The sequence below is a fragment of the Aestuariibaculum sp. YM273 genome (genome assembly GCF_030908365.1).
GTDB classification, from domain to species: Bacteria; Bacteroidota; Bacteroidia; order Flavobacteriales; family Flavobacteriaceae; genus Aestuariibaculum; species Aestuariibaculum marinum.
In genome coordinates, this window is record NZ_CP133090.1 from 1,806,993 (window position 1) to 1,833,120 (window position 26,128).

17 protein-coding genes and 1 tRNA gene are annotated in these 26,128 nt (G+C 37.4%); 10 read left to right on the forward strand and 8 right to left on the reverse strand.

Translation table 11 applies throughout. The annotated features are described in order from the left end of the window. The first annotated feature begins 7 nt into the window (after positions 1-7). Both RBH94_RS07755 and RBH94_RS07760 read left to right on the forward strand, forming a co-directional pair. A complete protein-coding gene (locus tag RBH94_RS07755; RefSeq protein ID WP_307883085.1) occupies positions 8-3,253 on the forward strand; it encodes an efflux RND transporter permease subunit in 3,246 nt (1,081 codons plus the stop codon). Positions 3,254-3,263: 10 nt separating this feature from the next. Next, a complete protein-coding gene (locus tag RBH94_RS07760; RefSeq protein WP_307883086.1) occupies positions 3,264-4,694 on the forward strand; it encodes a TolC family protein in 1,431 nt (476 codons plus the stop codon). Between the two features lie 74 nt (positions 4,695-4,768). On the opposite strand, the gene RBH94_RS07765 is transcribed toward RBH94_RS07760, so the two are convergent. Further along, a complete protein-coding gene (locus tag RBH94_RS07765; RefSeq protein ID WP_307883087.1) occupies positions 4,769-5,299 on the reverse strand; it encodes a hypothetical protein in 531 nt (176 codons plus the stop codon). Positions 5,300-5,397: 98 nt separating this feature from the next. Then, positions 5,398-7,626, reverse strand: coding sequence for a M1 family metallopeptidase (locus RBH94_RS07770; RefSeq protein ID WP_307883088.1), 2,229 nt, complete (start codon positions 7,624-7,626; stop codon positions 5,398-5,400). A 253-nt stretch (positions 7,627-7,879) separates the two neighbouring features. On the opposite strand from RBH94_RS07770, the gene RBH94_RS07775 reads away from it, so the two are divergent. Next, entirely contained in the window at positions 7,880-8,404 is a 525-nt protein-coding gene (locus RBH94_RS07775; RefSeq protein ID WP_188223915.1) for an inorganic diphosphatase, read from the forward strand. Positions 8,405-8,534: 130 nt separating this feature from the next. Further along, complete coding sequence (locus RBH94_RS07780; RefSeq protein WP_307883089.1) at positions 8,535-10,916, forward strand: sodium-translocating pyrophosphatase; 2,382 nt, start codon at positions 8,535-8,537, stop codon at positions 10,914-10,916. Positions 10,917-10,982: 66 nt separating this feature from the next. Here RBH94_RS07780 and RBH94_RS07785 read toward each other — a convergent pair whose 3' ends face one another. The 4 genes from RBH94_RS07785 to RBH94_RS07800 all read right to left on the reverse strand — a co-directional run bounded on the left by RBH94_RS07785 (position 10,983) and on the right by RBH94_RS07800 (position 15,941). Next, positions 10,983-13,511, reverse strand: coding sequence for a DPP IV N-terminal domain-containing protein (locus RBH94_RS07785; protein WP_307883090.1), 2,529 nt, complete (start codon positions 13,509-13,511; stop codon positions 10,983-10,985). A gap of 139 nt (positions 13,512-13,650) precedes the next feature. Next, positions 13,651-14,502, reverse strand: a complete 852-nt coding sequence (locus RBH94_RS07790; RefSeq protein ID WP_307883091.1) for a phosphatase PAP2 family protein — start codon at positions 14,500-14,502, stop codon at positions 13,651-13,653. Between the two features lie 31 nt (positions 14,503-14,533). Then, complete coding sequence (locus RBH94_RS07795; protein ID WP_307883092.1) at positions 14,534-15,148, reverse strand: deoxynucleoside kinase; 615 nt, start codon at positions 15,146-15,148, stop codon at positions 14,534-14,536. Between the two features lie 4 nt (positions 15,149-15,152). After that, positions 15,153-15,941: a hypothetical protein gene (locus tag RBH94_RS07800; RefSeq protein WP_188223920.1), complete on the reverse strand. Its 789-nt coding sequence runs from the start codon at positions 15,939-15,941 to the stop codon at positions 15,153-15,155. A 231-nt stretch (positions 15,942-16,172) separates the two neighbouring features. On the opposite strand from RBH94_RS07800, the gene RBH94_RS07805 reads away from it, so the two are divergent. Both RBH94_RS07805 and RBH94_RS07810 read left to right on the forward strand, forming a co-directional pair. Further along, the gene (locus RBH94_RS07805) at positions 16,173-16,991 is read left to right on the forward strand and encodes a GLPGLI family protein (RefSeq protein ID WP_307883093.1); all 819 of its coding nucleotides are present in this window, start codon (positions 16,173-16,175) and stop codon (positions 16,989-16,991) included. A gap of 137 nt (positions 16,992-17,128) precedes the next feature. Beyond that, a tRNA-Tyr gene (locus tag RBH94_RS07810) sits at positions 17,129-17,210 on the forward strand. Positions 17,211-17,261: 51 nt separating this feature from the next. Here the strand turns inward: RBH94_RS07810 and RBH94_RS07815 are convergent. Together RBH94_RS07815 and metK are read right to left on the reverse strand one after the other, a co-directional pair. Then, positions 17,262-18,629, reverse strand: coding sequence for a S9 family peptidase (locus RBH94_RS07815; protein ID WP_307883094.1), 1,368 nt, complete (start codon positions 18,627-18,629; stop codon positions 17,262-17,264). Positions 18,630-18,706: 77 nt separating this feature from the next. After that, a complete protein-coding gene (gene metK, locus RBH94_RS07820) occupies positions 18,707-19,960 on the reverse strand; it encodes a methionine adenosyltransferase (RefSeq protein ID WP_307883095.1) in 1,254 nt (417 codons plus the stop codon). A 632-nt stretch (positions 19,961-20,592) separates the two neighbouring features. On the opposite strand from metK, the gene ilvD reads away from it, so the two are divergent. The 4 genes from ilvD to ilvC are packed head-to-tail and all read left to right on the forward strand — an operon-like array spanning position 20,593 to position 26,104. Next, the gene (gene ilvD / locus RBH94_RS07825) at positions 20,593-22,278 is read left to right on the forward strand and encodes a dihydroxy-acid dehydratase (protein ID WP_307883096.1); all 1,686 of its coding nucleotides are present in this window, start codon (positions 20,593-20,595) and stop codon (positions 22,276-22,278) included. 54 nt (positions 22,279-22,332) lie between these two features. Next, a complete protein-coding gene (ilvB, locus tag RBH94_RS07830; RefSeq protein WP_307883097.1) occupies positions 22,333-24,066 on the forward strand; it encodes a biosynthetic-type acetolactate synthase large subunit in 1,734 nt (577 codons plus the stop codon). 13 nt (positions 24,067-24,079) lie between these two features. Further along, positions 24,080-24,619 carry an acetolactate synthase small subunit gene (gene ilvN, locus RBH94_RS07835; protein ID WP_188223926.1) on the forward strand — a complete coding sequence of 180 codons (540 nt, stop codon included), beginning with the start codon at positions 24,080-24,082 and terminating at the stop codon, positions 24,617-24,619. A 9-nt stretch (positions 24,620-24,628) separates the two neighbouring features. Then, on the forward strand, positions 24,629-26,104 hold the full coding sequence (gene ilvC / locus RBH94_RS07840) for a ketol-acid reductoisomerase (RefSeq protein ID WP_188223927.1): 1,476 nt from the start codon (positions 24,629-24,631) through the stop codon (positions 26,102-26,104). Positions 26,105-26,128 lie beyond the last annotated feature (24 nt).

A 26,128-nucleotide genomic window follows, 5' to 3' on the forward strand; every position in this document is an offset into this window, starting at 1 on the left:
CAACATTATGTTTAGTAAATTTATAAAAAGACCGGTATTGGCTATCGTCATTTCGGTAATCATCGTATTTACGGGTTTGCTCGCTATCAAGCAGCTGCCCATCTCACAGTTTCCACAAATAGCACCTACCACGGTAAATATTTTTATCGCCTATCCGGGGTCTAGTGCCGATGTTTTAGTAAACTCCACGCTTATTCCTTTAGAAACTGCCATTAATGGGGTTCAGGGTATGCGTTACATCGCATCCGATGCTACCAGTGCAGGTGAAGGTACACTTCGTGTAATTTTCGAACCGGGTACAGATCCGAATCAGGCGGTGGTTAGGGTGAAAACGCGTGTCGATCAGGTGATGCCGTTATTGCCGGAATTAGTGCGACGTGAAGGGGTAATTATTACGCCGGTACAGCCCAGTATGTTAATGTATGTGAACTTGTTTAGTAAGCAAAAAGATAACGACGAGAAGTTCCTGTACAACTATGCATACACCAAAATGATTCCTGAAATTCAACGGATCAATGGTATTGCCAGTGCTAAGATTTTAGGAAGTAGAAAGTATGCCATGCGTGTTTGGTTAAAACCTGATCGTATGCGTGCCTATAATATTTCGGCAGAAGAAGTTCTGGAAGCCATGCAGGACCAAAGTATTCTTGCCAGACCAGGTCGTTTAGGACGTAGCTCGGGGATTGCTTCGCAGTCGTTAGAATATGTGTTGACATATGAAAACCGCTATAGCGAACCAGAACAGTATAAAGACATTATTATTCGAGCAAATGGAGAAGGAGAAACTTTAACACTCGCCGATATTGCCGAAGTAAAGCTTGGTAGTGAGTTCTTCGATATTTATTCCAACTTAGATGGAAATCCATCGGCGTCTATTGTGTTAAAACAAACCTTCGGCAGTAACGGTAGCGATGTTATTGATGCGGTAAAAGATAAACTGAAAGAGCTAGAGGAAGATTTACCTCCGGGAGTTGATTATAAAATTAGTTACGACGTTTCTAATTTCTTAGATGCGTCCATCGAGCAAGTTCTTCACACCTTAAGAGATGCCTTTATTTTAGTAGCTGTTGTGGTTTTCTTATTCTTAGGAGATTTACGTTCTACTTTAATTCCAATTATTGCGGTACCGGTATCCTTAATTGGAGCATTTTTTGTAATGCAAATGTTCGGGCTATCTATAAACTTAATTACACTTTTCGCCTTGGTATTGGCCATTGGTATTGTGGTCGACGATGCCATTGTGGTCGTGGAGGCCGTCCATTTAAAAATGGAAGAAGAACACCTTACACCATATCAAGCATCTTACAAGGCATTGAGTGAAATTGGAGGTGCTATTGTGGCGATTACTTTAGTTATGGTGTCGGTATTCTTACCTATATCGTTTATGACCGGTCCTGTTGGGGTGTTCTATCGTCAGTTTTCGATTACTATGGCGGGATCGATTATCATTTCAGCAGTCGTGGCCTTAACATTAACGCCGGTTTTATGCGCTATGATGTTGAAAAACAACCACGGTAAACCGAGAAAAAAATCACCTATCGATAAATTTATCGACTGGTTTAACCGTGGTTTTGAAAAATTAACAGGACGCTACGTTAACGTATTAAATAAAATTGTAGCCAGACGTGTATTAACTTTCGGAATGTTAATCGCGTTCTGTGTGGGTATCTTTTTTGCCAATAAATCGTTACCGGCCGGATTTATTCCAAGTGAGGATCAGGGAATGATTTATGCAATTATTCAAACCCCTCCGGGAGCAACCTTAGAGCGTACTAACGAGGTGGCGAGAAAACTTCAAAAAATATGTGAAGAAACCGAAGGGGTTGAGTCGGTATCCTCTTTGGCAGGTTACGAGATTATGACCGAAGGTCGTGGATCTAATGCCGGTACCTGTTTAATTAACCTAAAACCATGGAGCGAACGTCACCATTCGGTGCACGAAATCATGGAAGAATTAGAAGAAGAAAGCAAAGATTTAGGCGCGGTGATTGAGTATTTCGAGCCGCCGGCAGTACCAGGTTTCGGGTCTTCAGGTGGTTTCTCTATGCGTTTATTAGATAAAACTAATTCAACCGATTATCATGAATTTGAACGTATAAATAATGAGTTTTTAGATGCACTATCAGTTCGTAAAGAGTTAACCGGATTATTTACATTCTACTCGGCAAACTACCCGCAGTACCATTTAAAAATTGATAATAAAAAAGCCATGCAAAAAGGGGTGACCATTGGTAAGGCCATGGAAAACTTGAACATTTTAATTGGTAGTACTTACGAGCAAGGGTTTATTCGTTTTGGTCGATTCTTTAAAGTGTATACGCAGGCAGCGCCGGAATACCGCAGAATACCTTCAGATTTAGAAAAACTTTATGTGAAGAATGAAGAAGGAGACATGGTGCCGTATTCAGCATTTATGACTTTAGAAAAACAATTAGGTCCCAACGAGATTACACGTTATAACCTTTATAATTCTGCAGCTATTCGAGGGTTGCCAGCGAAAGGTTATACTAGTGGAGATGCTATTAATGCTATTAAAGAAGTTGCTGCAGAAGTCTTGCCACGTGGTTACGATATTGCATGGGAAGGTCTTACTTACGACGAAGCAAATCGAGGAAACGAATCCATTTACATTTTCGCAGTGGTATTAATCTTCGTGTATTTTGTGCTTGCTGCACAATACGAAAGTTTCTTATTGCCATTAGCTGTTATCTTGTCATTACCAGTTGGGATTTTCGGGTCGTTCTTATTGCTTAAAGGTATGGGCTTAGCGAATGATGTTTATGCACAAATCGGACTCATCATGCTAGTCGGACTGCTCGGTAAAAACGCCGTATTAATTGTGGAGTTCGCAGTACAGAGGCGACGCGAGGGTGCAACCATATTTGAAGCAGCCATTGAAGGGGCTAAAGCACGTTTCCGTCCTATTTTAATGACGTCTTTTGCGTTTATCGCTGGGTTGATTCCGTTGGTCATCGCAACCGGAGCCGGAGCTATTGGTAACCGAACTATTGGTGGTTCTGCTATGGGAGGTATGCTTTTAGGAACACTGTTCGGAGTTGTTATTATTCCTGGGCTGTACTACATTTTTGGAACTTTAGCCGATGGTAAAAGTCTGATTAAAGATGAAGATACATCTACTATTACAGAAGAATTCATGAAATACAGTGAAAGCGAAAGTAAGTTAAAAATGCAACTACGTAAGATGAATTTACTTGTGAAAAAATTAATGAAACGATCAGACGATGAACAATAAAAGAAAACATATGTTACACTATAAAAAAATAGGGTTGCTTGGCGCTATCGTTTTAACCAGTCTGTATTCTTGTGTACCGACTATAGAGGTCATGAAAGAGCGAAAGGATGTACCGGAACAATTCGAAAATCAATCTACCGATACAACAAATACAGCCGATGTACATTGGCAGGAATATTTTATCGACCCGCATTTGTATGCTTTAATTGAAACGGCATTACAGAATAATCAGGAGTTGAATATTACCTTGCAGGAAATTGAAATTGCCCGTAACGAAGTGAAAGCCAAAAAAGGAGAGTATTTGCCTTTTGTAGATTTTAAAGCTAGCGCTGAAGTTGAAAAAGTAGGGCGCTATACCAGTAAGGGGGCAAACGATGCCAATACCGATATCAGACCGGGAGAAGAATTTCCTGAGCCTTTACCTAATTACGGTTTGGCTCTTCAGGCGCGCTGGGAACTTGACGTTTGGAAAAAGTTGCGTAATGCTAAAAAAGCAACCTACCAGCGTTATATAGCTTCAGTTGAAGGGCGAAACTTTTTGGTAACCAATTTAATTTCAGAAATTGCCAATTCTTATTACGAATTACTGGCTTTAGATAATCAGTTACGTATTGTTGAAGAGAATATAAAAATTCAATCTAACGCCCTAAAAATTGTAAAACTTCAAAAACAGGCGGCTCGGGTAACCGAGCTGGCAGTAAAACGTTTTGAAGCAGAGGTGATGCATACCAAAAGTTTACAATTCGATATTAAACAGCAGATTGTGGAAACCGAAAACAATATAAATTTTTTGGTGGGTAGATTTCCACAGACTGTAATAAGAAGTTCAGACTCATTTTACGATTTAATTCCTGATCATTTAGCAGTTGGTGTGCCTTCTCAATTGTTAGAAAATCGTTCGGATATCCGTCAAGCGGAAATGGAGCTGGAAGCAGCGAAACTGGATATTAAAGTAGCGAAAGCCAGATTTTATCCATCGCTTGGAATTTCAGCAGGTGTAGGCATGGAAGCTTTTAAACCTTCATTGTTAACCGAAACTCCGGAATCGTTATTGTATTCGGTTGTTGGCGATATTGCCGGGCCACTTATTAACAGAAATGAAATAAAAGCGGCGTATTATAACGCTAGCGCAAAACAAATACAAGCAGTATTTAATTATGAAAGAACGGTGTTGAACGCGTATCTCGAAGTTGCTAATCAGCTCTCTAAAATTAGTAATCTTGATAAAAGCTACGATTTGAAATCGCAGAAAGTAGATGCGCTTACCCGTTCTATCGATATTTCGAATACCTTGTTTAAGTCGGCAAGAGCGGATTATTTAGAAGTGTTGTTAACTCAAAGAGAAGCTTTGGAATCAAAATTTGAGTTGGTCGAAACTAAAAAGGAGCAAATGAATGCGATGGTTAATATGTATCGTGCTTTAGGAGGTGGTTGGGATTAAGCCCCTCCTGGTTTTAGTGTTTTGATGAGAAAACCCCAAAGGACTTTGTCTTTTGGGGTTTTTGATTAAAACTATTATTGGTTTGTTAAATAGTATTCTACATTTATGATTTCCATTGTACTTGCACTTCCATAAATTAATGATTCTTCCTTGTCAAAAGTGAGTGTACAGGAAGAATTAGCATCAATACTATAGCAATGATTTGTTGCATTAGAAGCATAGTAGTTGCCAGAAGTGTATTCAACATTATCAGATTTAATGGTTAATACAGCAATACCTTCCACAGGAAAATTATTTAGGTTATTAAGTTTGATTTCAAACTGAAGTCTAGAGGTGTCATTGCCAGTATCAGGGGTATAATTGAAACTAATAATCTCATATGTGAAGTTTTCCAATATTGGCGCATTAACTTCAATAGGTTCTGGGTCAGGAGTGTCACAAGGAACTTCCATGGTTGTTTCGTAATAATAAGATTGATTATTTACGAAATAAACATTATTTACGGTTATAGTTTTGGTACAATCATCATCTTTGGAATTATCACAACTATAGGTGAGAATTAAGTAAGTGCATGCGAGAAGATATTTAATATTTTTTATTACCATGTTCAATAAAATTTAAGGCTTATCATTAATAAATGAGGTTTAAAAGAAAACCCCAAATAACTTTATTATTTGGGGTCAAAATTATAAATTATTACTGTTTATTTTTGAGTTTTCTTCTCTTTAAAACTATCAAAATCCGACTTGGTTTCCGTTTTTGGGAAACTGTTATTGCTCATATCGGTATCTGCAAATTCAAAATTAGGATCTAAATTTACCGTGCTTACTTCTTTGTCTTTTAAGAAGGTTTTGGTTACTTCATATTCATTAAGCCTCCAGATGTCAGCGGGTAATTTGTCAATCTCGGTAGTGCCGTCCGTATACACCCATTCAATGGTTACCGGCATGACCAAACCACCTACATTTTTTATGGTGATTTCATAAATGTTTTTGCCTTGTAATTGTTTACGCATTTCGGTTTCATCCAGTCTGGATAAAAATCCGCCATAAGCATTGTCTGGTGTGTCGGTCATGGTAATTACTTCTGGTCCGTTTGAAAAATCTTTTGGGTTTTCAGCAGCACTTTCGCCTTCAATTTTAACCGTTTTCTTTTTTTGTTGATCTTCAATGTTTAGATTCTCTTCGTAAACTTTATACCACTTTACATTGCTTAATTCCATGTCAACATGATCTACAGTAAAAAACCAGCCTCTAAAAAACCAATCTAAATCGGTAGCTGTAGCATCTTCAAGCGTTCTGAATAAATCGCCCGGATTTGGGTGTTTGTATTTCCAGCGGTTAGCATATTCTTTAAACGCCTGGTCGAACAATTCTTTACCGATAATAGATTCACGAAGCATTTGTAATCCAACAGTAGGCTTTATATAAAAGTTACTCCCGAATTGAGAGAATAATTCGTTATCTGAAGTGGTCATTATTGGGCGCAAAATATTTTTATCACCACTCATAAACGGTACAATGCTTTTAGGAGTAGTATGACTAAATTGTGGATAGCGCTCTTCAATAGTACGTTGGTGAATAAAGGTGTTCAATCCTTCGTCCATCCACATCCATTTTCGTTCGTCTGAACTTACAATCATTGGGAACCAGTTGTGTCCCACTTCGTGGACAATGGTGCCAATCATACCTTTTTTAGCGCCGTCGCTCATTTTTCCATTTTTAGGACGTCCACCATTGAAACTAATCATTGGGAATTCCATACCAATATTAGAGGTGTTTACCGAAATGGCTACAGGGTAAGGGTAGTCAAATGTCGCTTCAGAATACACTTCAAGCGCATTTTTTATCGCTTTTGTTGATTCTTCTTCCCAAACCGGAAGCCCTTCTTCTGGGAAGTAAGACATGGCCATAACGGTATTGGTTGGTAATTTTACAGCCTGAGCATCCCAAATAAATTTTCTAGATGAAGCAAAAGAAAAATCTCTTACGTTTTCAGCGTGGAATTTCCAGGTTTTTGTTTTTGTACTTTTAGTTTTTTTATTTTTCGCAGCTTCTTCTTGAGTTAAAATTAATACAGGTTTGTCGAACGATTTTTTAGCCTGGTCTAAACGTTGTCTTTGGGTTTTTGTTAAAACGCTTTCGCTGTTTTGTAGCTCGCCAGTTGCTGCAACAATATGGTCTTCAGGAACTGTAATTTCTACATCGTAGTCGCCAAATTCTAAAGCAAACTCACCCAGACGTCTAAACTGTTGGTTTTGCCAGCCTTCGGTATCGTTATAAACGGCCATTCTTGGAAACCAGTGTGCAATTAAATAAATGGTGTTGTCATCTTCAGGGAAATATTCGTAGCCCTCACGACTTAACAAAAACATGCTTCGGTCTGTAATCGGGTAAGACCATCCTAAAGAAAAAGTTAGGCTTTCACCCGATTTCAAAGGAGTGTTAAGCATAACTTTCATCATGGTGTTATTTACCAAAGCTTTAAGTGTGTTGCCAGAAGTGTCTTTAATGTATTTAATGGAATAACCTGCAGGAAACTCTATAGGCCTTGTGAGAAATTGCATTTGTCGGCTATTCATACCATCGGAAACACCGCCTCGAACATCTCCAAAATCGGGGTTTTCTTTTTTATTAACGTTTTGCTCCAGTTGAAGCCAAAGGTAAGTTAAGTCGTCCGGAGAATTGTTGTAATAGGTAATAGTTTCTTCGCCAGTTAAAATGTTCGTTTTTTCATCAATTTCAGCCTTGATTTTATAATCTGCTCGCTGTTGCCAGTATTCTCTTCCTGGAGCACCACTAGCTGTTCGGTAGGAGTTTGGCGGAGCAATCATATTATCGATTGGTTCGAATTTGCCTTGCCATGGTTGTGTCTGTGCTTGTGCAGAAAAAATAGCACAAACAGGCAATAGTAATAAGTAATGTAAACGCATAAATATTTAAAGTTAGTCACAAATGAATGACAAGATAATAAATAGTTTGAGTTGTCATGTTAAAAACTCTCAGCTTTTGCATTATACTTGAGCTAGGTGAGGTTTTCCCGTAAAATAAAGGAGATAAAATTAAGTTTGGAATTTAAAGAAAATGAGTTCAAACGTTTAACCTTAAATTATCATTATAAATACTAACCTTTTGTTGTTAAATGCATAAGTGTTCAGTACATTTGCACGACCAAATACAAATATAATGAGTAACGAACAAGTAACATTTGATGTTTTAATAGAAATCCCTAAGGGAAGTAGAAATAAATACGAATACGATTTTACATTACACAAAATCCGTTTTGATCGCATGTTGTTTTCATCGATGATGTATCCAGGCGATTACGGGTTTATTCCTGAGACTTTAGCGTTAGATCAGGATCCTTTAGATGTTTTAGTATTAGGGCATCAGCCAACATATCCTATGGTTGTTATGGAAGTAAGACCTATTGGAGTTTTCTATATGACCGATGAAAAAGGTCCGGATGAGAAAGTTATTTGTGTTCCTGTTTCAGATCCAATTTGGAGTAAAAAGATGGATATTAGTGATTTAAATCCGCACCGTTTAAAAGAAATCGAGCATTTCTTTCAGGTTTATAAAGACTTAGAAAAGAAAAAAGTTGATACTGGTGGTTGGGGTAATGCAGACGATGCTGTTAGAATTTATCAGGAGTGTGTGAAGCGTTACGAAGAAAGCGATCACAAGAAAAAAAGAACCTTTACAATCTAAAATATTAGATTAATAATATAACGTAAAAATAATAAGCCATCTTTAACAAAAGGTGGCTTTTTTTATCACTTATATTTTCCTACTTTTAGCAGAATAAAAAAATATATTAACATAAAACCAATAAACTAATATGGAATTAATAGTGAGCTTTTTACCGCTTTTCGGAGTTTTGGCATTAGCGTTTGTATTTATTAAAAGTGCCTGGGTCTCCAAGCAGGATCAGGGTAGTGAAAAAATGATTAAAATAGCCAAGAATATAGCCGATGGAGCTATGTCTTTCCTTAAAGCTGAATATAAAATTTTATCAATATTTGTCGTCGCAGTAGCCATCTTGCTTTACTTTAAAGGGAGTGCAGAAGCCGGTTCGAACGGTATGGTTGCGGTTTCATTTATTGTTGGTGCTATTTGTTCTGCTTTAGCAGGTTTTATAGGAATGAAAGTAGCCACCAAAGCCAATGTAAGAACTACCAGTGCAGCCAGAACCTCTTTAGGTAAGGCGCTTGAAGTTGCTTTTGCTGGTGGAGCCGTTATGGGGCTTGGTGTTGTAGGGCTTGGTGTTCTTGGATTAAGTGGCCTTTTTATGATTTATAGTGAAATGGGCTGGGGAATTAGTGAAGTGCTTAATGTCCTTTCCGGATTTTCTCTTGGGGCCTCTTCTATTGCTTTATTTGCACGTGTAGGAGGAGGTATTTACACCAAAGCAGCCGATGTAGGTGCCGATTTGGTAGGTAAAGTCGAAGCAGGAATTCCTGAAGATCATCCGTTGAACCCAGCGACGATTGCCGATAACGTTGGTGATAACGTAGGTGATGTTGCCGGAATGGGAGCCGATTTATTTGAATCGTATGTAGGATCCATTATCGGAACCATGGTATTGGGTGCTTTTATTATCACACCTGATTTTAATGGATTGGGAGCGGTTTATCTTCCGTTAGTTTTAGCTGCCGTAGGTATTGTTATGTCTATTATAGGTACCTTCTTTGTAAAAGTAAAAGACGGCGGAAATCCACAAACCGCTTTAAATATTGGAGAATTTGGTTCGGCTGGTTTAATGGTTGTAGCATCGTATTTTATTATTAATGCGTTAATCCCTGAAGGCGCTGAAGGGTTGCCAAATGGAGCAACTGGAGTTTTTATAGCTGTAATCGCCGGGTTAATTGCTGGTTTAGCGGTTGGAAAAGTAACCGAATACTATACAGGTACAGGAAAGAAGCCCGTAAATTCTATAGTAAAACAATCTGAAACAGGTTCGGCAACTAATATTATAGCTGGTTTGGGTATCGGAATGATGTCTACAGCGATTCCAATTATTTTAATAGCAGCAGCAATTTTAGTGTCTCATTATTTTGCAGGCTTATATGGTATTGCGATTGCAGCAGTAGGGATGTTGGCTAACACAGGAATTCAGTTGGCAGTTGATGCATACGGACCTATTTCTGATAATGCTGGTGGTATTGCCGAAATGGCCGAATTGCCAAGCGAAGTTCGTGAGCGTACCGATAAATTAGATGCGGTTGGAAATACAACAGCAGCGATTGGAAAAGGATTTGCTATCGCTTCAGCAGCTTTAACAGCTTTAGCTTTATTCGCAGCCTTTATGAAAACGGCGAATGTAATGGCTATCGACGTGTCTCAACCGGATATTATGGCTGGGTTATTAGTAGGAGGTATGTTGCCATTTGTGTTTTCAGCATTGTCTATGAATGCCGTGGGTCGTGCTGCCATGGCTATGATTGAGGAAGTACGTCGTCAGTTTAGAGATATCCCTCAGTTGAAGGCGGCCTTAGAAGTGATGCGTAAATACGATTCAGATATGAGCAAGGCCTCTGAAGCTGATAGAAAAATATTTGATGAAGCCGATGGTGTGGCAGAATACGAAAAATGTGTTGCGATTTCAACGCAGGCATCAATTAGAGAAATGGTTTTACCTGGGCTTTTAGCTATTGCAGTGCCTGTAGCTATTGGTTTTATTGGTGGAGCTGAAATGTTAGGCGGTTTATTAGCTGGGGTAACAACTTGTGGTGTACTTATGGCGATTTTCCAGTCTAATGCTGGTGGTGCTTGGGATAACGCTAAAAAGACGATAGAGGAGCAAGGAAGAAAAGGTACAGAAGCGCATAAAGCTGCTGTAGTTGGTGATACGGTTGGAGATCCGTTTAAAGATACTTCAGGGCCTTCACTAAATATTTTGCTGAAATTAATGTCGGTTGTAGCCTTAGTTATTGCACCTAGTATAGCCTTATCAGTAGATGGAGAAACAGCTTATGTTACGAATCAGGTTGAGATTGCTAAAGAAGTAAAAGTAAACATGACCAAAAATGATGATGGTTCTGTGAAGGCTGTGGTGACAACAGTGACAACTGCTAACGGAGAAACATCAACATCATATGATACTTTTGAAGGAACTGAGGATGAGGTGAAAGCAAATGTGGAAGCTTTAGGAGATAAGTCAGGTGATCACATTGTTGTAAAAAATGTAGTAAAAGAAGTAGAGGTTGAAGTCGGAGACTAAATTTCAACTTATAATAAATAAAAAAGCCGCATTACATATGCGGCTTTTTTATTGCTTTAAAGCTGTTTAATATTTTCTAGGGACATCGATATTCATTTCTTTAATATCGGTATCGGTTACTTCAACACCTAAAAGATATTTACTGAAATAATCCGCTTTCAACCAGAAGAAGTATTCATACATATGGCCAAAACCATGACGTTGTCCTGGCATAACCATAAAATCGAAACGTTTGTTAGCTTTTATTAGCGCATCAGCTACACGGATTGTAGATGCTGGGTGTACGTTGTTGTCAATATCACCAGTAACTAACATTAGTTTTCCTTTTAAGTTTCTTACCAACGATTGGTTTTTATCAATGTTGTATTTATATGAAATTTTATCGTTAGCTCCAATAACTTCCTTAATACCATGATGTGTTTCACTCCACCAGCTGTTATAGATTGTATTATCGTGGTTTCCGGCAGAAGAAACTGCAACTTTAAAGAAGTCTGGGTATACTAACATGGCGGCAGTAGACATGAATCCACCACCTGAGTGACCGTAAATTCCAACTTTGTTAATATCTATATAATTGTATTTATCAGCTAATTGCTCGGCAACATATTTTTTGTCTTCTAAACCGTAATCCCTAAGGTTTCCGTAGCCATAGGTGTGATACCATTTAGAACGCGCCGGATGACCACCACGGTTACCAACAGTGACCACAATAAATCCAACTTGTGCCATACGATCGGTGTTGTGCATGCTTACCGAGAACGATTTGTTTACGGCTTCAGTTTGCGGACCAGGATAAACGTATTCTAAAATCGGATATTTTTTAGTCTCATCGAAATCGTAAGGCTTGTACATAACACCATACAAATCGGTAATGCCATCAGCTGCTTTCAATTTAAATGGTTCAGGGAATTTGTAACCTGCCGCCATAAGTTGTGATAAGTCGGCTTCTTCTAATTCTAAAATTACCGATCCGTTACTGTTTCTAAGTTCTGATTTTGGTGTACTGTTAACTCTTGAATAATTGTTAACAAAATAAAGATTAGAATCCGATAAATCGATGCTGTTATTGTAATCCCCTTCGTTTAAGCATTTAAGTCCACTTCCGTTAAGGTTTACCTTATATAAATGCTCGTAATACGGGTCTTCATCTTTATTTACCCCTGTAGCTACAAAATAAACGGTACGTGTATTTTCATCGATACCTTTAAAATCATCAACATGAAATTCTCCTGAGGTCACCTGATTTTTTAATTTTCCGTTAGCATCATACAGGTAGAAATGTCCCCAGCCATCGCGTTCAGACCAGTGTAGAATCTCAGTTTCGTTATTTAATAATACGATGTTTTTCTTGTCTACATAGGTGTTAAAGTGATCTTCAATTATGGTTTTTACTTCCCCTGTATTGATATCGGCAACTTGAATATCTAAGCGTTTTCGGTCGCGACTTACCGTACTGAAATAGATCTTATCTTTTTCGGATAGTAATAAACGGGGTTTGTGTTCACTTTTATCGGTCTTTTTGTATTGATGTGAATAAATACCAATAGTTTGTTGAACCGTGCTGTCTAACTGCACCGTAGTGACATCTTTTGAAGGCATATCAAAGATTAAAACGCTGGTTTTGTAGAACTCTGGTTCGCCTGCCATGTGGTATTTATAAGTTTCAAGTTCAGGACGTCCTTTTGCAACCGAGTTGATTACCCATAAATCTTTAATATGTCTTGAATCTCTTCTTGCAAATACGAATTTTTTAGAGTCGTGAGACCAGTAACCACGAATAGCTTCTCGTTTGGTAGTGTCTGCAGGTTTCGTAGGGTTGCTTTCTTCCTTGTCGCTACCACCGTATCCAAAATAGCGTTCGCCGTCGGTGGTCCACTGGTTTTCGACAATGGTCGTATCTTTTTCGTTTTTTACAACTTTAAGGAAGTTTTCTTTATCCATCCAATACAGGTTGTGGTTTTTAGAGAATAAAACTACGGTACTGTCCGGCGATACGTTTGCCCATTTTTTCCAAGGTTCTTTTTTCTCCTTTTCGTTTTCTAAAATGGTTAAACCATCAGATCCTAATTTGTATTCAAGAAAATATTTTTTCTTCTCCATTTTAGGAGCTTTCTTTTTCTCCTTTTTAGTTTTGGTAGAATCGGCTTGTGTAGAATCTGTTTCTTTCTTGTCTTTTTCTTCAACAATTTCAACTTCTTCATTCGATGTTAATTTGAAACGGATAGCGGTGTCGTTATCAACAAATTCAAAATTGAATTTAGGCAGGTGTTTGGCATCGTAGGGGTCTTTAGTAATTTCGGTTAACCACTTTGCCATTTTTGCATTATCGAACAGCTTCTTTTTAGTTCTTTTATCGGCATCTACAATATAATAGTTAGAGCCTTCGGAAGTTTTATACTGGTACCAAAAACGATTCCCACTTTCCAACCAGTGTGGTTGCACCGCTGTAGAGTGCACCATTTTGGCAAGATTTCTAGGAGAAAATTTAGTGGCTAATTTGTAATTGGGGGTTGGTGTTAGGTTTTCCTTTTGTTCCTGGGAAAAGGAGGTGTTAGCAAGTACGGCTAACATAAAAAATAAGGTAATTTTTTTCATGGTTTAAGATCGACAGATTTTTTATGAAGCCACGAAAATATATATTCAATCCGCTTAAAAGTGGTAATTAAATGTTAAAAACCTTATAAATAGTGTTATAATTTATCCGAAATGCTGAGTTAAATTGAAAATTTTCATTTTAAAACGTTCCCACAACTCCTAAAGTCCCATAACCGGCTTTAAATTGCCAACTAATTTTGTCGTTTTGATTTGCGTATGAATAAGCTGATTTTTTCTTCATGAAGTTGTCTACACCATCAACAGTCACAATAGCAATAGCGTAGCCAAGCCCTACATCACTAAGCCAATGTGCCCCGGCCCATAAACGGGATATAGGCGCAATAGAACCAACGGCATAAATACCGGCTTTCACCCAAATATTATCAAATTGTTTGGCAATGGCGTGTGCCATAGAAACCGATAAAATAGTGTGCCCCGAAGGAAAAGAATGGTATCCAGGTTCTTTAGAAAACATGTCGAAATCATTTCTGTCACCATCGGTCGGGCGCGCACGTCCCACAATATTTTTGGATAGCGTTTGAATAATGCCTGAAGTTACTGCCGAACCAATAATTAATACGCCGGTTTCGCGTACTTTTTCGTTATCGGTTAAAAGACCAAATCCATAAATACCTGCCGAGACCATAAAGAAGTTTTGAGGGCTACCAAAGTACCAGCCAAATTTTTTTAATACTTGAGGTGCATTTTCATTTTGTTCAAGAAAATAGGTATGAGCATCATGATCTGCTGCATAAAGTAAGCCTGTACCCGCAATAATTCCGGCTGCAGTTAAAAAGTCTTTCTTTTGCCAACGTAAAGGTTGTGTGAAACCGTTGCCTACACTTTTAAGAACAAAGCCACCGTCGTATTTAAGGTTTCGCCATATGTGACCTTTTTCTTTTGTATTTGTTGAGTCTTTCTGTGCTTGAGTAGTTGTAATTGTACTGAAAATAAAAACAACTAAAAGAGCTAAAGTTTTTGCTGCCGACATTATATTAATAATAATTATGGGCGCAAAAATACTAAAATAAGCCGTTTATTTCAGCGTCAATCGTGTTAATAACATAGCCTAAATCTTCAGGGTTGGAAACGAAATCTAATTTATCAACATCTATAATTAATAATTTACCCTTATTGTATCCATGTATCCAGGCTTCATAACGTTCGTTAAGTCGGCTTAGATAATCAATACTTATCGAGTTTTCGTATTCACGACCGCGCTTTTGAATCTGTGATACTAAATTAGGAATTGAACTGCGTAAATAAATTAAAATATCAGGTCCTTGAACTAGAGATTCCATCAATTCGAAAAGGGAGCGGTAATTTTCAAAATCGCGATTGGTCATCAAGCCCATAGCATGTAAGTTAGGTGCAAAAATATGAGCGTCTTCGTAAATGGTTCGATCTTGAATGATATCTTTTCCGCTTTCGCGAATTTGTAAAATCTGACGAAAACGGCTATTTAAAAAGTAGACCTGAAGGTTAAAACTCCAACGTTCCATCTGGTTGTAAAAATCGTCTAAGTACGGATTATCTACAACATCTTCCAGCTGTGCTTCCCAATTATAATGTTTTGCGAGTAATTTTGTGAGTGTGGTTTTTCCTGCGCCAATATTTCCGGCAATAGCAATATGCATAGCGTTAGATGGTTTTTATTTGGTATTCATGTAGGGTTTCGTTATCGTAAATATACAAGGTTTCGTTGGTTACGAAAAACGCATTTATCATTAAATTTGGCAATTTAATAGGGATAAAATTATCAGATTCGTTTTTTAAATAAAAGAGTTTATTGCCTTTTTTTAGGAATAGATTTTCATTGCTTTGCTCGAAGGAGGTGTAGCCTTTATTCTTCACTTTTTTAACTAAACTACCAAAGTAATTATAGATATACAGAAACTTTTCGGTAAGTACCCAACAGGTGTTGTAATTACTTTTTATGTCTAACACATTACTTTGTATAGGCATTGATTTTGCACGTGTGGTTTTCGTTTTGTAGTCGAAAAGCTCTAATTGTTGGTTGTTTTGGTTGAATACCCAAATGGTGTTGTCATAACCCGTAGAAACATGGGTCACGTATTTTTGTTCTTCTAAAGCATTAAAATCGATTTTGGAGATTTCTGCCATGCGGTTGTCTAAAATAATAACCGTGTTGAAGTCTTTGTAAAACAAATTAATTTTTAACGGGTTGAAGGTGTTTACAGAAGTAATGTCGCCTAGTTGGAAGTTGTTGTAACCAACATCAATGCCTTTCGAGTTTTTTTCCTTTTTAAATAAAACATTATCGAAAATATAAAACGTAGCATCAAAACTTGAGACGCTCACAAATCTATCGGCTTCCAGATGCGTATCTTTTATAAACGAAGTCTCAACAAATTCCTGAGAATATATTGAGAGTGATAAAAAGGCAATTAGATATATTAAATTTTTCATGTAGAAATCAAAAATACAAAAAACGACCAATGTTTTTAACAATCAGATGGTTTTTGGTAGGATTATTTGGTTGTATTTTAAATTATATGGCATTCTCTCTATTAAGTTTTTAGTTATAATTTAACATAGTGTAATTAAACTTAATCTTATTTTTGATATCTAAGAAGAAATAAACTCAACTTTAATTAAGGTCTATTGTTAACTTTTCAAATAAAATATCAACTTATGAAAATGAAACATTTAAAAATTCTGACTTTCGCTTCGGTGTTACTTACTTCAGTAATATCCTGGGCGCAAAAGGATGTTCAAGGTATTGCTTATTATAGTTCTTCCCGAGAAATAGATGCGTCTGCATTTGGAGAAAATGAAGATCCTGAGCGCATTAAACGACGCATTGAACGGATGAAAGAAATCTTCGATAATACTTTTATTTTGACCTTTAATCAAGTAGAGTCCTTTTATAAAGAAGTTGAAAAAGAATCTTCAGGCGGAGGACGATGGAGAGGTATGATGAATAGTTTTACGCCAGGACCACAATACAAGAATGTTAAAGATCAAAAGTTAGTTCAGGATCAGGAGTTTTTTGGTAAACAGTTTTTAATAAAAGATGATTTACCTAAACATAACTGGGTTATGGGCAGTGAAACAAAAAAGATAGGGGATTACATGTGTTTTAAGGCGACTGCCAAGCGTGATATTCCAAATGTAGGACCAGGAAGTTTTAGAAGGCCGCCGGAGCAAGGAGAAGAAGGAGAAGAGGTGCCGGCTAACAGAGAAGTAGAAATTGAAGCGTGGTATTCTTTGCAAATTCCGGTAAATCAAGGGCCAGAAGATTATTGGGGGTTACCAGGATTAATACTAGAAATTACGGTTGATAATAAAACATTATACTGTTCTAAAATAGTCATGAATCCAGAGGAAAAAGTTGAAATTGAAATTCCTTCAGATGGAAAGGAGATCACTAAAGCAGATTACGAAGCACTGGTTAAGAAAAAAACAGACGAAATGCGTATGCAATTTAGATCTCGCGAGGGTCAACGTAGATTTTAATTAATAAATATTTCGATTTTTTGAAAAAAAATAATTTTTAAATCCTTGTGAATTATGAGGTTGAATATTTTTTTTGAAAAAGCATGAAATTTGTGTTGTGTAGTTTAATAAACTAATATATATTTGCACCCGGTTTTGGGAAGATACTCAAGCGGCCAACGAGGGCAGACTGTAAATCTGCTGACTATGTCTTCGCAGGTTCGAATCCTGCTCTTCCCACAAAACTGAAAAGCCTGCATTAAGCAGGCTTTTTTATTTTATAGACTTCTGTTAATTTTTAAGCACTACAGTCGGAGGATTTAAATACTGTTTGAAGAATGTATATAACGTTTCTAAATCCTTTTCTCTTTGCGGCACCGCATGACCCGTTCCGTAATCGGTAAGGGTCTGGTTTGGTACACCAAGTTTATCTAGTTTTGTTTTTAGGTGTTGTATTTGGTCTTGATAGTATGCATCATCTGTCGTGTTGTAAAAAAACAAAACTGGAGCGGTTGAAGATGTTTCAACAAGATATTCAGATCCCATACTTTTCCATAGTTCATAATTATCTTCTAAATCTCCCCAAGCCCAAGGGCAGCGCAGTTCTAAATTGCCATCACCATCGTCAAGCGTATTATAGATTTGAGTATAATCGAATACACCAGGGCCAAGCGCAGCGACTTGCACATCGTCTGAAACTCCAATATTAAAGCCTGCATTTTCAAATAAAGGAACCGATTTGTCGCCTATTGCCATGGAACCGGCCGTAGAACCACGGGAGAATCCATAAATTCCAATATTTTCAGAAAGTTCTAATTCATGAGTTAAGTTACGTAAAGTACGAATAGCAGATTTTACTTTTTGTGCTGTATCTGGGTTGGTTTCGTAAGATTTATAGGTGTCGTTTGGACCTCCTGCAGGTTTGCCACTTCCCCAAGAGCAGTATTTGGGGTGATCGGCGATTGCCCAGGCCATACCGTGTGCTGGTGTCCCTTCCAAAAATGAATCGTTAAAGCCTGCAAATGTATAAGGTAAAAACGTTCTGAAGTTTTTGTGGATGTTGGTTAATGTGTTTTTTTCTTTATCAAACGTTGCATAGCTGTTGCTATATGAAAAGGATAAAATAGTCGGCACTGGTTTTGAAGGGTTGGCCGGGTAGATGATGTCCATATTCAGCATATCGCCTTCGGTGTATTGGTCAGGTCGGTTATAAACCGTAGGGTCGTCTTTAAAATAAGGAATGTTTCGTTTTATGCGGTAGCCTTCAAATAAAATATAAGATTGAATTATGGAGCAATCGGTAAATCCACAAAAATCACCTTTTGCTAAAGCATTGTTGATAGCTATAATGTCTTTATTGATTTTGGAACCAATGGCTTCTGGATTCTTCTTGTAATTTAGTTCGATAACGCGATAGCCTTCGTTAAGTAACCATTTTACATTTTCAGAATTGGTGTAACCTCCAAGCTTTTCAAATCCCAAATTTTCAAGATAAACAATGGTTAAATAATGGCCGTTAACATCCTTTACGGGCGATTTAGATTCGTGGGTTTTAAAGGTGATTTCTCGTTGCGCGTTATCGCTTAACCATGTTTTTTTCGTAGCGCACGACGTTAAGGTGATTATTGAAATAAGTAGGAGGGTTAGTTTTTGTAGCATGATTAAAATTGAAGGAATAAAAAACTCCGTAAGTTTAAAGTTACGGAGTTTTTTAATTTTTATTAACGAATTGCAGATTATAAATTGAAAGCTTCTTTCACTTGATCTACATAATCTAATTTTTCCCATGTGAATAATTCCACATCTAAAGTAACGCTTTCGCCAGTTGGCTGAGTAAAGGTTTTGGTAATGGTTTCATTAGTGCGTCCCATGTGTCCGTAAGCAGCCGTTTCACTATAAATAGGGTTTCTTAGTTTTAAACGCTCTTCTATAGCGAATGGTCTCATATCGAAAATTTCAGAAACTTTCTCAGCGATTTCACCGTCGGTCATGTTAAACGGACAAGTACCATAGGTGTTAATAAAAATACCCATTGGTTCAACAACACCAATGGCATAACTAACCTGTACTAAAATTTCATCGGCAACACCAGCAGCAACTAAGTTTTTAGCAATATGACGCGTCGCATAAGCGGCACTACGATCTACTTTACTTGGGTCTTTTCCTGAAAATGCCCCACCACCATGAGCGCCTTTTCCACCGTAGGTATCCACAATAATTTTTCTGCCAGTAAGTCCGGTATCACCGTGTGGCCCTCCAATTACGAATTTACCAGTCGGATTAATGTGGTATTTAATATCGTCATTGAATAAGACCTGAATTTGTTCTGGTAATTTAGCAACAACTCTAGGAATTAAAATCTCTACGATATCTTTTCTAATTTTAGCTAACATGGTATCATCGTCACCGAAATCGTCATGCTGTGTAGAAACAACAATAGCATCGATACGCTGTGGAATGTTGTCATCACTATATTCAATAGTTACCTGACTTTTAGAATCGGGTCTTAAATAGGTGATTTCGTCATTTTCACGACGTAAATCTGAAAGCTCTTTTAAGATGCGGTGCGATAAATCTAAAGCCAAGGGCATGAAATTTTCGGTTTCGTTAGTGGCGTAACCAAACATCATTCCCTGATCTCCTGCACCTTGTTCTTCTTTTGAAGCACGGTCTACACCTCGGTTAATATCGTCAGACTGCTCATGTATTGCAGAAAATACCCCACAAGAGTTGCCGTCGAACATATATTCGCCTTTAGTATACCCAATACTATTAATGGTGTCTCTGGCAATTTTTTGAACATCAAGATAGGTATGTGATTTTACCTCTCCGGCAAGAACAACCTGTCCTGTTGTTACAAGTGTTTCGCATGCTACTTTCGACTCTTTATCAAAAGCTAAAAAATTGTCAATTAAAGCGTCGCTAATTTGATCTGCGACCTTATCTGGGTGGCCTTCAGAAACACTTTCCGAAGTAAATAAATATGCCATAAAACTATTTTTATACTAAGATTTGACGGATAACGTCGAAGGAAGTTTACACTGCCTTTAGCATTTTTGCTTGTACATAATTCGTTTTTAAATGTTTATAAATCAGAATTTATACAAAGAGGTTGCAATCAGTCAAATCTTTCCTCTGTTAATTTTCGAGGGCAAAAGTAAAAAAATAATAAGGAATAGAGAATTAGTTTTGTTTTTTTTAAGGATTTAATTGGTGGTTAAATAAATATTTTAAATATTTGTTGTTCAAGAATTATGAGAAACCAGATTTTAATTAGCATTTCTATTATTGTCATTGTGATTATTTCGCAAGGATAGGAAGGCTATTGTTAAAACATTTGTATAAATATTAAGAGCCTTCCGTTTTGGAAGGCTTTTTTTATGCGATTATTTTAATTTTTGGACATCATAAAATTTTCTTGTTAAAAAACTGTAAATCAATTATTTAAATAATTTTTTAATGCAGTGGATTTAACCTTTAAAATTAAAGGAAATGAGAATTAAAAACCTAAAGGTTTAATTTCGAAACTCAATTTAGAAGTTAGATTATTTATAGAGTAAATCTTAAAAATATAAAGTATTAAATATAATAAAGGATAGATTGTAGAATATCTTTAATAAAAATGAAAGAACTTAATAAACACAGTAAACGACTTACGCAAGATGAATCTCAACCAGCTTCACAGGCTATGCTGTATGCGGTAGGGTTAACCGATGAGGATATGAAAAAAGCTCAGGTGGGTATTGCAAGTACAGGTTACGATGGTAACCCTTGTAATATGCACTTAAACAGCCTTAAAGATGAGGTCAAGGTTGAGTGTAATATTGCGGGATTAGTCGGTTTAGGGTTTAATACTATTGGTGTAAGTGATGGTATTTCCATGGGAACGTCAGGGATGAATTATTCTTTAGCTTCTCGCGATATCATTGCAGATTCTATTGAAACAGTTGTGAATGCACAAAGTTACGATGCGCTTATTTCTGTAGTAGGATGTGATAAAAATATGCCAGGTGCTGTTATTGCGATGTTACGTTTAAATCGTCCGTCGATTATGATGTATGGCGGTACCATTGCCTCTGGAAATTATAAAGGAAGAAAATTAAATATTGTATCGGCATTCGAAGCTTTAGGGCAAAAAGTAGCTGGAGAGATTGATGAGGAAGAATACCGAGAAATTATAAAAAGCGCGATTCCGGGAGCTGGAGCTTGTGGTGGAATGTATACAGCAAATACCATGGCTTCAGCGATTGAATGTATGGGATTTGCATTACCTTACAACTCATCTATTCCAGCTGAGAATCCAAACAAACTATCGGAAAGCGAAAGAACGGCAGTTGCTATTAAAAATTTATTGGAATTAGATTTAAAACCTTTAGATATCATTTCTAAAAAATCTATTGAAAATGCTATTGCTATTGTTAATGCACTTGGAGGATCTACCAATGCGGTATTACACTTCTTGGCGATTGCGCATGCTGCAGATATAGAATTTACCTTAGAAGATTTCCAACGTGTTAGCGATAGAACGCCGTTAATAGCCGATTTAAAACCGAGTGGTAAATACTTAATGGAAGATGTTCACGGTATTGGTGGAACACCTGCCGTTATGAAATATTTATTAGATAAAGGGTATTTACACGGCGACTGTATGACCGTTACCGGTAAAACTTTAGCTGAAAATTTAAAAGATGTTGAGCCGCTTCAGTTTGAAGATGAACAAGATGTTATTTATCCAACCGATAAAGCTTTAAAATCTTCAGGTAACTTACAAATCCTTTACGGAAACTTAGCTGAAGAAGGTGCAGTAGCAAAAATCTCAGGAAAAGAAGGATTAGTGTTTGAAGGTAAAGCGGTGGTTTATGATGGAGAGCAAGCTGCGAATACTGGTATTTCTAACGGAGAAGTAGCTAAAGGAGATGTGGTTGTTATCCGTTATGTAGGTCCTAAAGGTGGTCCTGGTATGCCGGAAATGTTAAAGCCAACCTCTTTAATTATGGGTGCCGGTTTAGGGAAATCCGTAGCCTTAATTACAGACGGTCGATTCTCAGGAGGAACTCACGGATTTGTGGTGGGACACATTACGCCTGAAGCGCAAACTGGTGGTGCTATTGGTTTAGTAGAAACAGGAGACCGTATTAGAATCAGTGCAGAAGATAATTCTATTAATGTGTTAATTTCTGAAGAGGAACTGGCTAAGCGTAAAGCAGCTTGGGTAGCTCCGGAATTAAAGCACAAAAAAGGAATATTATATAAGTATGCAAGATCGGTAGCTTCAGCTTCAAAAGGCTGTGTAACTGACGCATTTTAACTAGAAATTTCGTTTCCGCGAAAGCGGGAATATCACATATATAAATTGTGAATTATGAATACACAAACTGAAAACAAAACACAAGAAGTGGCAAGTAAAACAATGCGTATTTCAGGAAGCGAAGCTGTTGTACGAAGCTTAATTGCAGAAGGTGTAGACATCCTTTACGGATATCCGGGAGGAGCTATTATGCCTGTTTATGATGAATTGTTCAAGTTCCAAGAACAGATTCATCACGTCTTAACGAGGCACGAACAAGGAGCGGCTCACGCTGCTCAGGGTTATGCTCGAATTTCAGGTAAAGTAGGGGTCGCGATGGCAACTTCAGGGCCGGGAGCTACGAATTTAGTCACCGGTATTGCCGATGCTCAAATCGATTCTACGCCTTTAGTATGTATTACTGGTCAGGTGTTTTCGCATCTGTTAGGAAGTGATGCGTTTCAGGAAACCGATATCGTTGGTATTTCTACACCGGTTACTAAATGGAATTGTCAGGTAACGAAAGCTGCAGATATTCCAAAAGCTTTAGCTAAAGCTTTTTATATTGCTAAGAGCGGTCGTCCGGGTCCAGTACTTGTCGATATCACTAAAGATGCGCAAATGGGGCAATTAGATTTTGAATACGAACCATGTAAAGGTGTTCGCAGTTATATTCCTGTGCCTAAAACCAATCCAGCCGATGTTCAGGCTGCTGCCGATTTAATCAACGCAGCTAAAAAACCTATGATTGTATGGGGGCAAGGTGTTATTTTAGGGAAGGCAGAAGAAGAATTAAAAGCTGTTGTTGAAAAAGCTGGTATACCATCCGCTTGGACGATTCTTGGAGCTTCGGCTATTCCAACGTCTCACCCGTTAAATATTGGTATGGTAGGAATGCACGGAAACTATGCGCCTAACAAATTGACCAATGAATGTGATGTGTTAATCGCGATAGGGATGCGATTTGATGATCGCGTTACTGGAAAATTAGATACTTACGCAAAACAAGCTAAGGTTATTCACTTTGATATAGATCCTGCAGAGGTTGATAAAAATGTAAAAACCGATGTGGCTGTAATAGGTGATTCTAAAGATAGTTTGGCTCAACTATTACCTCTTTTAGAAGCGAAATCTCATGATGCTTGGTTGCAGGAGTTTAAAGATTTATACGCTATTGAGTTTGAAAAAGTAATTAAAAATGATCTTCACCCGGTTAAAGAAGGTTTAACTATGGGGGAAGTGTTAAGACAAATTAATGAAGAAACTAAAGGCCAAGCTGCTATCGTTTCTGATGTTGGTCAGCACCAAATGATTGCTTGCCGTTATGCTGATTTCAAGGTGACGAAAAGTAATATAACTTCAGGTGGTTTAGGAACAATGGGATTTGCGTTACCAGCTGCTATTGGAGCGAAAATGGGTGCGCCAGATCGTGAGGTTGTTGCTATTATTGGTGATGGTGGTTACCAAATGAATATTCAGGAGTTAGGAACCATTTTCCAAACCAAAGTACCGGTTAAAATTGTGGTATTAAACAACGAATTCTTAGGGATGGTACGTCAGTGGCAACAGTTATTCTTCGATAAGCGTTATGCGTCGACTGAAATGACTAACCCAGATTTTGTAACTATTGCAAAAGGGTATCATATAGATGCAAAGCGTGTTAGTAAGAGAGAAGAGTTAGCCGATGCGATTAAAGAAATGATTGCTTCAGAAAATTCATATTTCCTTGAGGTTTGCGTTGAAAAAGAAGATAATGTATTCCCAATGGTGCCAACAGGAGCTTCGGTTTCAGATGTACGTTTAAGCTAAATTATCAGAAAGAATGAACGAAGAAATAAAATCATATACGATATCGCTTTATACCGAAAACAACATTGGTTTGTTAAACCGCGTTTCGGCAATTTTTCAGCGTAGACATATTAATATTGAAAGTTTAACAACCTCGCAATCTGAAATCGATGATGTGTTTCGATTTGTTATTGTTGTTAATATTACAGAAGCTCAGGCTGCGAAAATAGTGAGACAGTTTGAAAAGCAAGTAGAGGTGATTCGTGCGTACTATCATACCGATGAGCAAACGATTTACACCGAGTCTTGTATGTTTAAAATTAAGTCGGCTTTATTATTCGAAGAGCCACAAATTCAAAATATAATTAAGGATAGCAATTCAAGAATTGTTACCGTAAATAAAGAGTTTTTTGTTTTAGAAAAATCGGGTAGAAGACACGAAATAGAGTCTTTACGTAGAGATTTAAATGTGTTTGGAATTATGCAGTTTGTACGTGCCGGACGTATTGCAGTAACAAAAGACGAAATGAGAGTAACCGATATGCTTATGGCATTCAATAATCATAATAACTAGAAATTAAAAATGGGAAATTATTTTAACACACTTTCGTTAAGAGATAAATTAGACCAATTATCGAAGTGTAGATTTATGGACTCTTCAGAATTTGAAGATGGTGTAAATGCATTAAAAGGCAAAAAAATTGTTATCGTAGGATGCGGTGCGCAAGGGCTTAACCAAGGGTTAAACATGAGAGATTCTGGATTAGATATTTCTTATGCATTAAGACCACAAGCTATTGCAGAAAAGCGTGCTTCTTATGTAAATGCAACAGATAACGGATTTAATGTAGGAACATACGAAGAGTTAATTCCAACAGCAGATTTAGTATTAAACTTAACTCCAGATAAGCAACACACTAATGTTGTAAAAGCGGTAATGCCTTTAATGAAACAAGGAGCAACATTATCATATTCTCACGGATTCAACATTGTTGAAGAAGGGACTCAAATTCGTGAAGATTTAACTGTAATCATGGTAGCACCTAAGTGTCCAGGTTCAGAGGTAAGAGAAGAGTATAAAAGAGGTTTTGGTGTGCCAACACTTATTGCTGTTCACCCAGAAAATGATCCAGAAGGAAAAGGATGGGATCAGGCCAAAGCTTATGCTGCTGCAACTGGAGGTGATAGAGCAGGTGTGTTAGCATCATCGTTCGTTGCTGAGGTAAAATCAGATTTAATGGGTGAGCAAACCATTTTATGTGGATTGTTACAAACAGGATCTATTCTTTGTTTCGATAAAATGATTGAAAAAGGAATTGATGCTGGTTACGCTTCTAAATTAATCCAGTACGGATGGGAAACTATTACGGAAGGTCTTAAGTATGGAGGTATCACTAACATGATGGACAGACTTTCTAACCCAGCTAAAATTAAAGCATTCGAACTTTCAGAAGAATTAAAAGATATCATGCGTCCGTTATTCCAAAAACATATGGATGATATTATGGAAGGACGTTTCTCTAGCGGTATGATGGAAGACTGGGCTAACGGTGATGAGAAATTATTAACTTGGAGAGCGGCTACTGCAGAAACAGCTTTCGAAAAAACACCTGCTGGAGATGTTGAAATCTCTGAACAAGAGTTCTACGATAACGGCGTGTTAATGGTGGCTATGGTAAGAGCTGGTGTAGAATTAGCGTTCGAAGCCATGACAGATTCTGGTATTATCGATGCATCTGCTTACTACGAGTCGTTACACGAAACACCGCTTATTGCTAACACAATTGCAAGACGTAAATTATACGAAATGAACAGCGTAATCTCTGATACTGCAGAATACGGTTGTTATTTATTCGACCATGCTTGTAAGCCATTATTAGCTGATTTCATGACAAAAATTGATACTGACGTTATTGGTAAAGCCTATGCTAAAGATAACGGAAAAGGTGTAGATAACGCGAAGTTAATAGCAGTTAATAAAGCGTTAAGAGAGCATCCAGTTGAAAAAATCGGTTCGTTCTTAAGAGCGTCTATGACGGCTATGAAGCCAATCGTTTAATCGATAATTTCGCGAAAGCGAGAT

Bases quoted from the DNA above. Each gene is read 5' to 3' on its own strand.
- RBH94_RS07760 (WP_307883086.1), top strand. From the start codon at position 3,264: ATGTTACACTATAAAAAAATAGGGTTGCTTGGCGCTATCGTTTTAACC.
- ilvN (WP_188223926.1), top strand. From the start codon at position 24,080: ATGAACGAAGAAATAAAATCATATACGATATCGCTTTATACCGAAAAC.
- ilvC (WP_188223927.1), top strand. From the start codon at position 24,629: ATGGGAAATTATTTTAACACACTTTCGTTAAGAGATAAATTAGACCAA.
- RBH94_RS07770 (WP_307883088.1), bottom strand. From the start codon at position 7,626: ATGCGTTTACATTACTTATTACTATTGCCTGTTTGTGCTATTTTTTCT.
- RBH94_RS07800 (WP_188223920.1), bottom strand. From the start codon at position 15,941: ATGAAAAATTTAATATATCTAATTGCCTTTTTATCACTCTCAATATAT.
- RBH94_RS07815 (WP_307883094.1), bottom strand. From the start codon at position 18,629: ATGCTACAAAAACTAACCCTCCTACTTATTTCAATAATCACCTTAACG.
- RBH94_RS07765 (WP_307883087.1), bottom strand. From the start codon at position 5,299: ATGGTAATAAAAAATATTAAATATCTTCTCGCATGCACTTACTTAATT.
- RBH94_RS07785 (WP_307883090.1), bottom strand. From the start codon at position 13,511: ATGAAAAAAATTACCTTATTTTTTATGTTAGCCGTACTTGCTAACACC.
- RBH94_RS07775 (WP_188223915.1), top strand. From the start codon at position 7,880: ATGAGTAACGAACAAGTAACATTTGATGTTTTAATAGAAATCCCTAAG.
- RBH94_RS07805 (WP_307883093.1), top strand. From the start codon at position 16,173: ATGAAACATTTAAAAATTCTGACTTTCGCTTCGGTGTTACTTACTTCA.
- metK (WP_307883095.1), bottom strand. From the start codon at position 19,960: ATGGCATATTTATTTACTTCGGAAAGTGTTTCTGAAGGCCACCCAGAT.
- ilvD (WP_307883096.1), top strand. From the start codon at position 20,593: ATGAAAGAACTTAATAAACACAGTAAACGACTTACGCAAGATGAATCT.
- RBH94_RS07755 (WP_307883085.1), top strand. From the start codon at position 8: ATGTTTAGTAAATTTATAAAAAGACCGGTATTGGCTATCGTCATTTCG.
- ilvB (WP_307883097.1), top strand. From the start codon at position 22,333: ATGAATACACAAACTGAAAACAAAACACAAGAAGTGGCAAGTAAAACA.
- RBH94_RS07790 (WP_307883091.1), bottom strand. From the start codon at position 14,502: ATGTCGGCAGCAAAAACTTTAGCTCTTTTAGTTGTTTTTATTTTCAGT.
- RBH94_RS07780 (WP_307883089.1), top strand. From the start codon at position 8,535: ATGGAATTAATAGTGAGCTTTTTACCGCTTTTCGGAGTTTTGGCATTA.
- RBH94_RS07795 (WP_307883092.1), bottom strand. From the start codon at position 15,148: ATGCATATTGCTATTGCCGGAAATATTGGCGCAGGAAAAACCACACTC.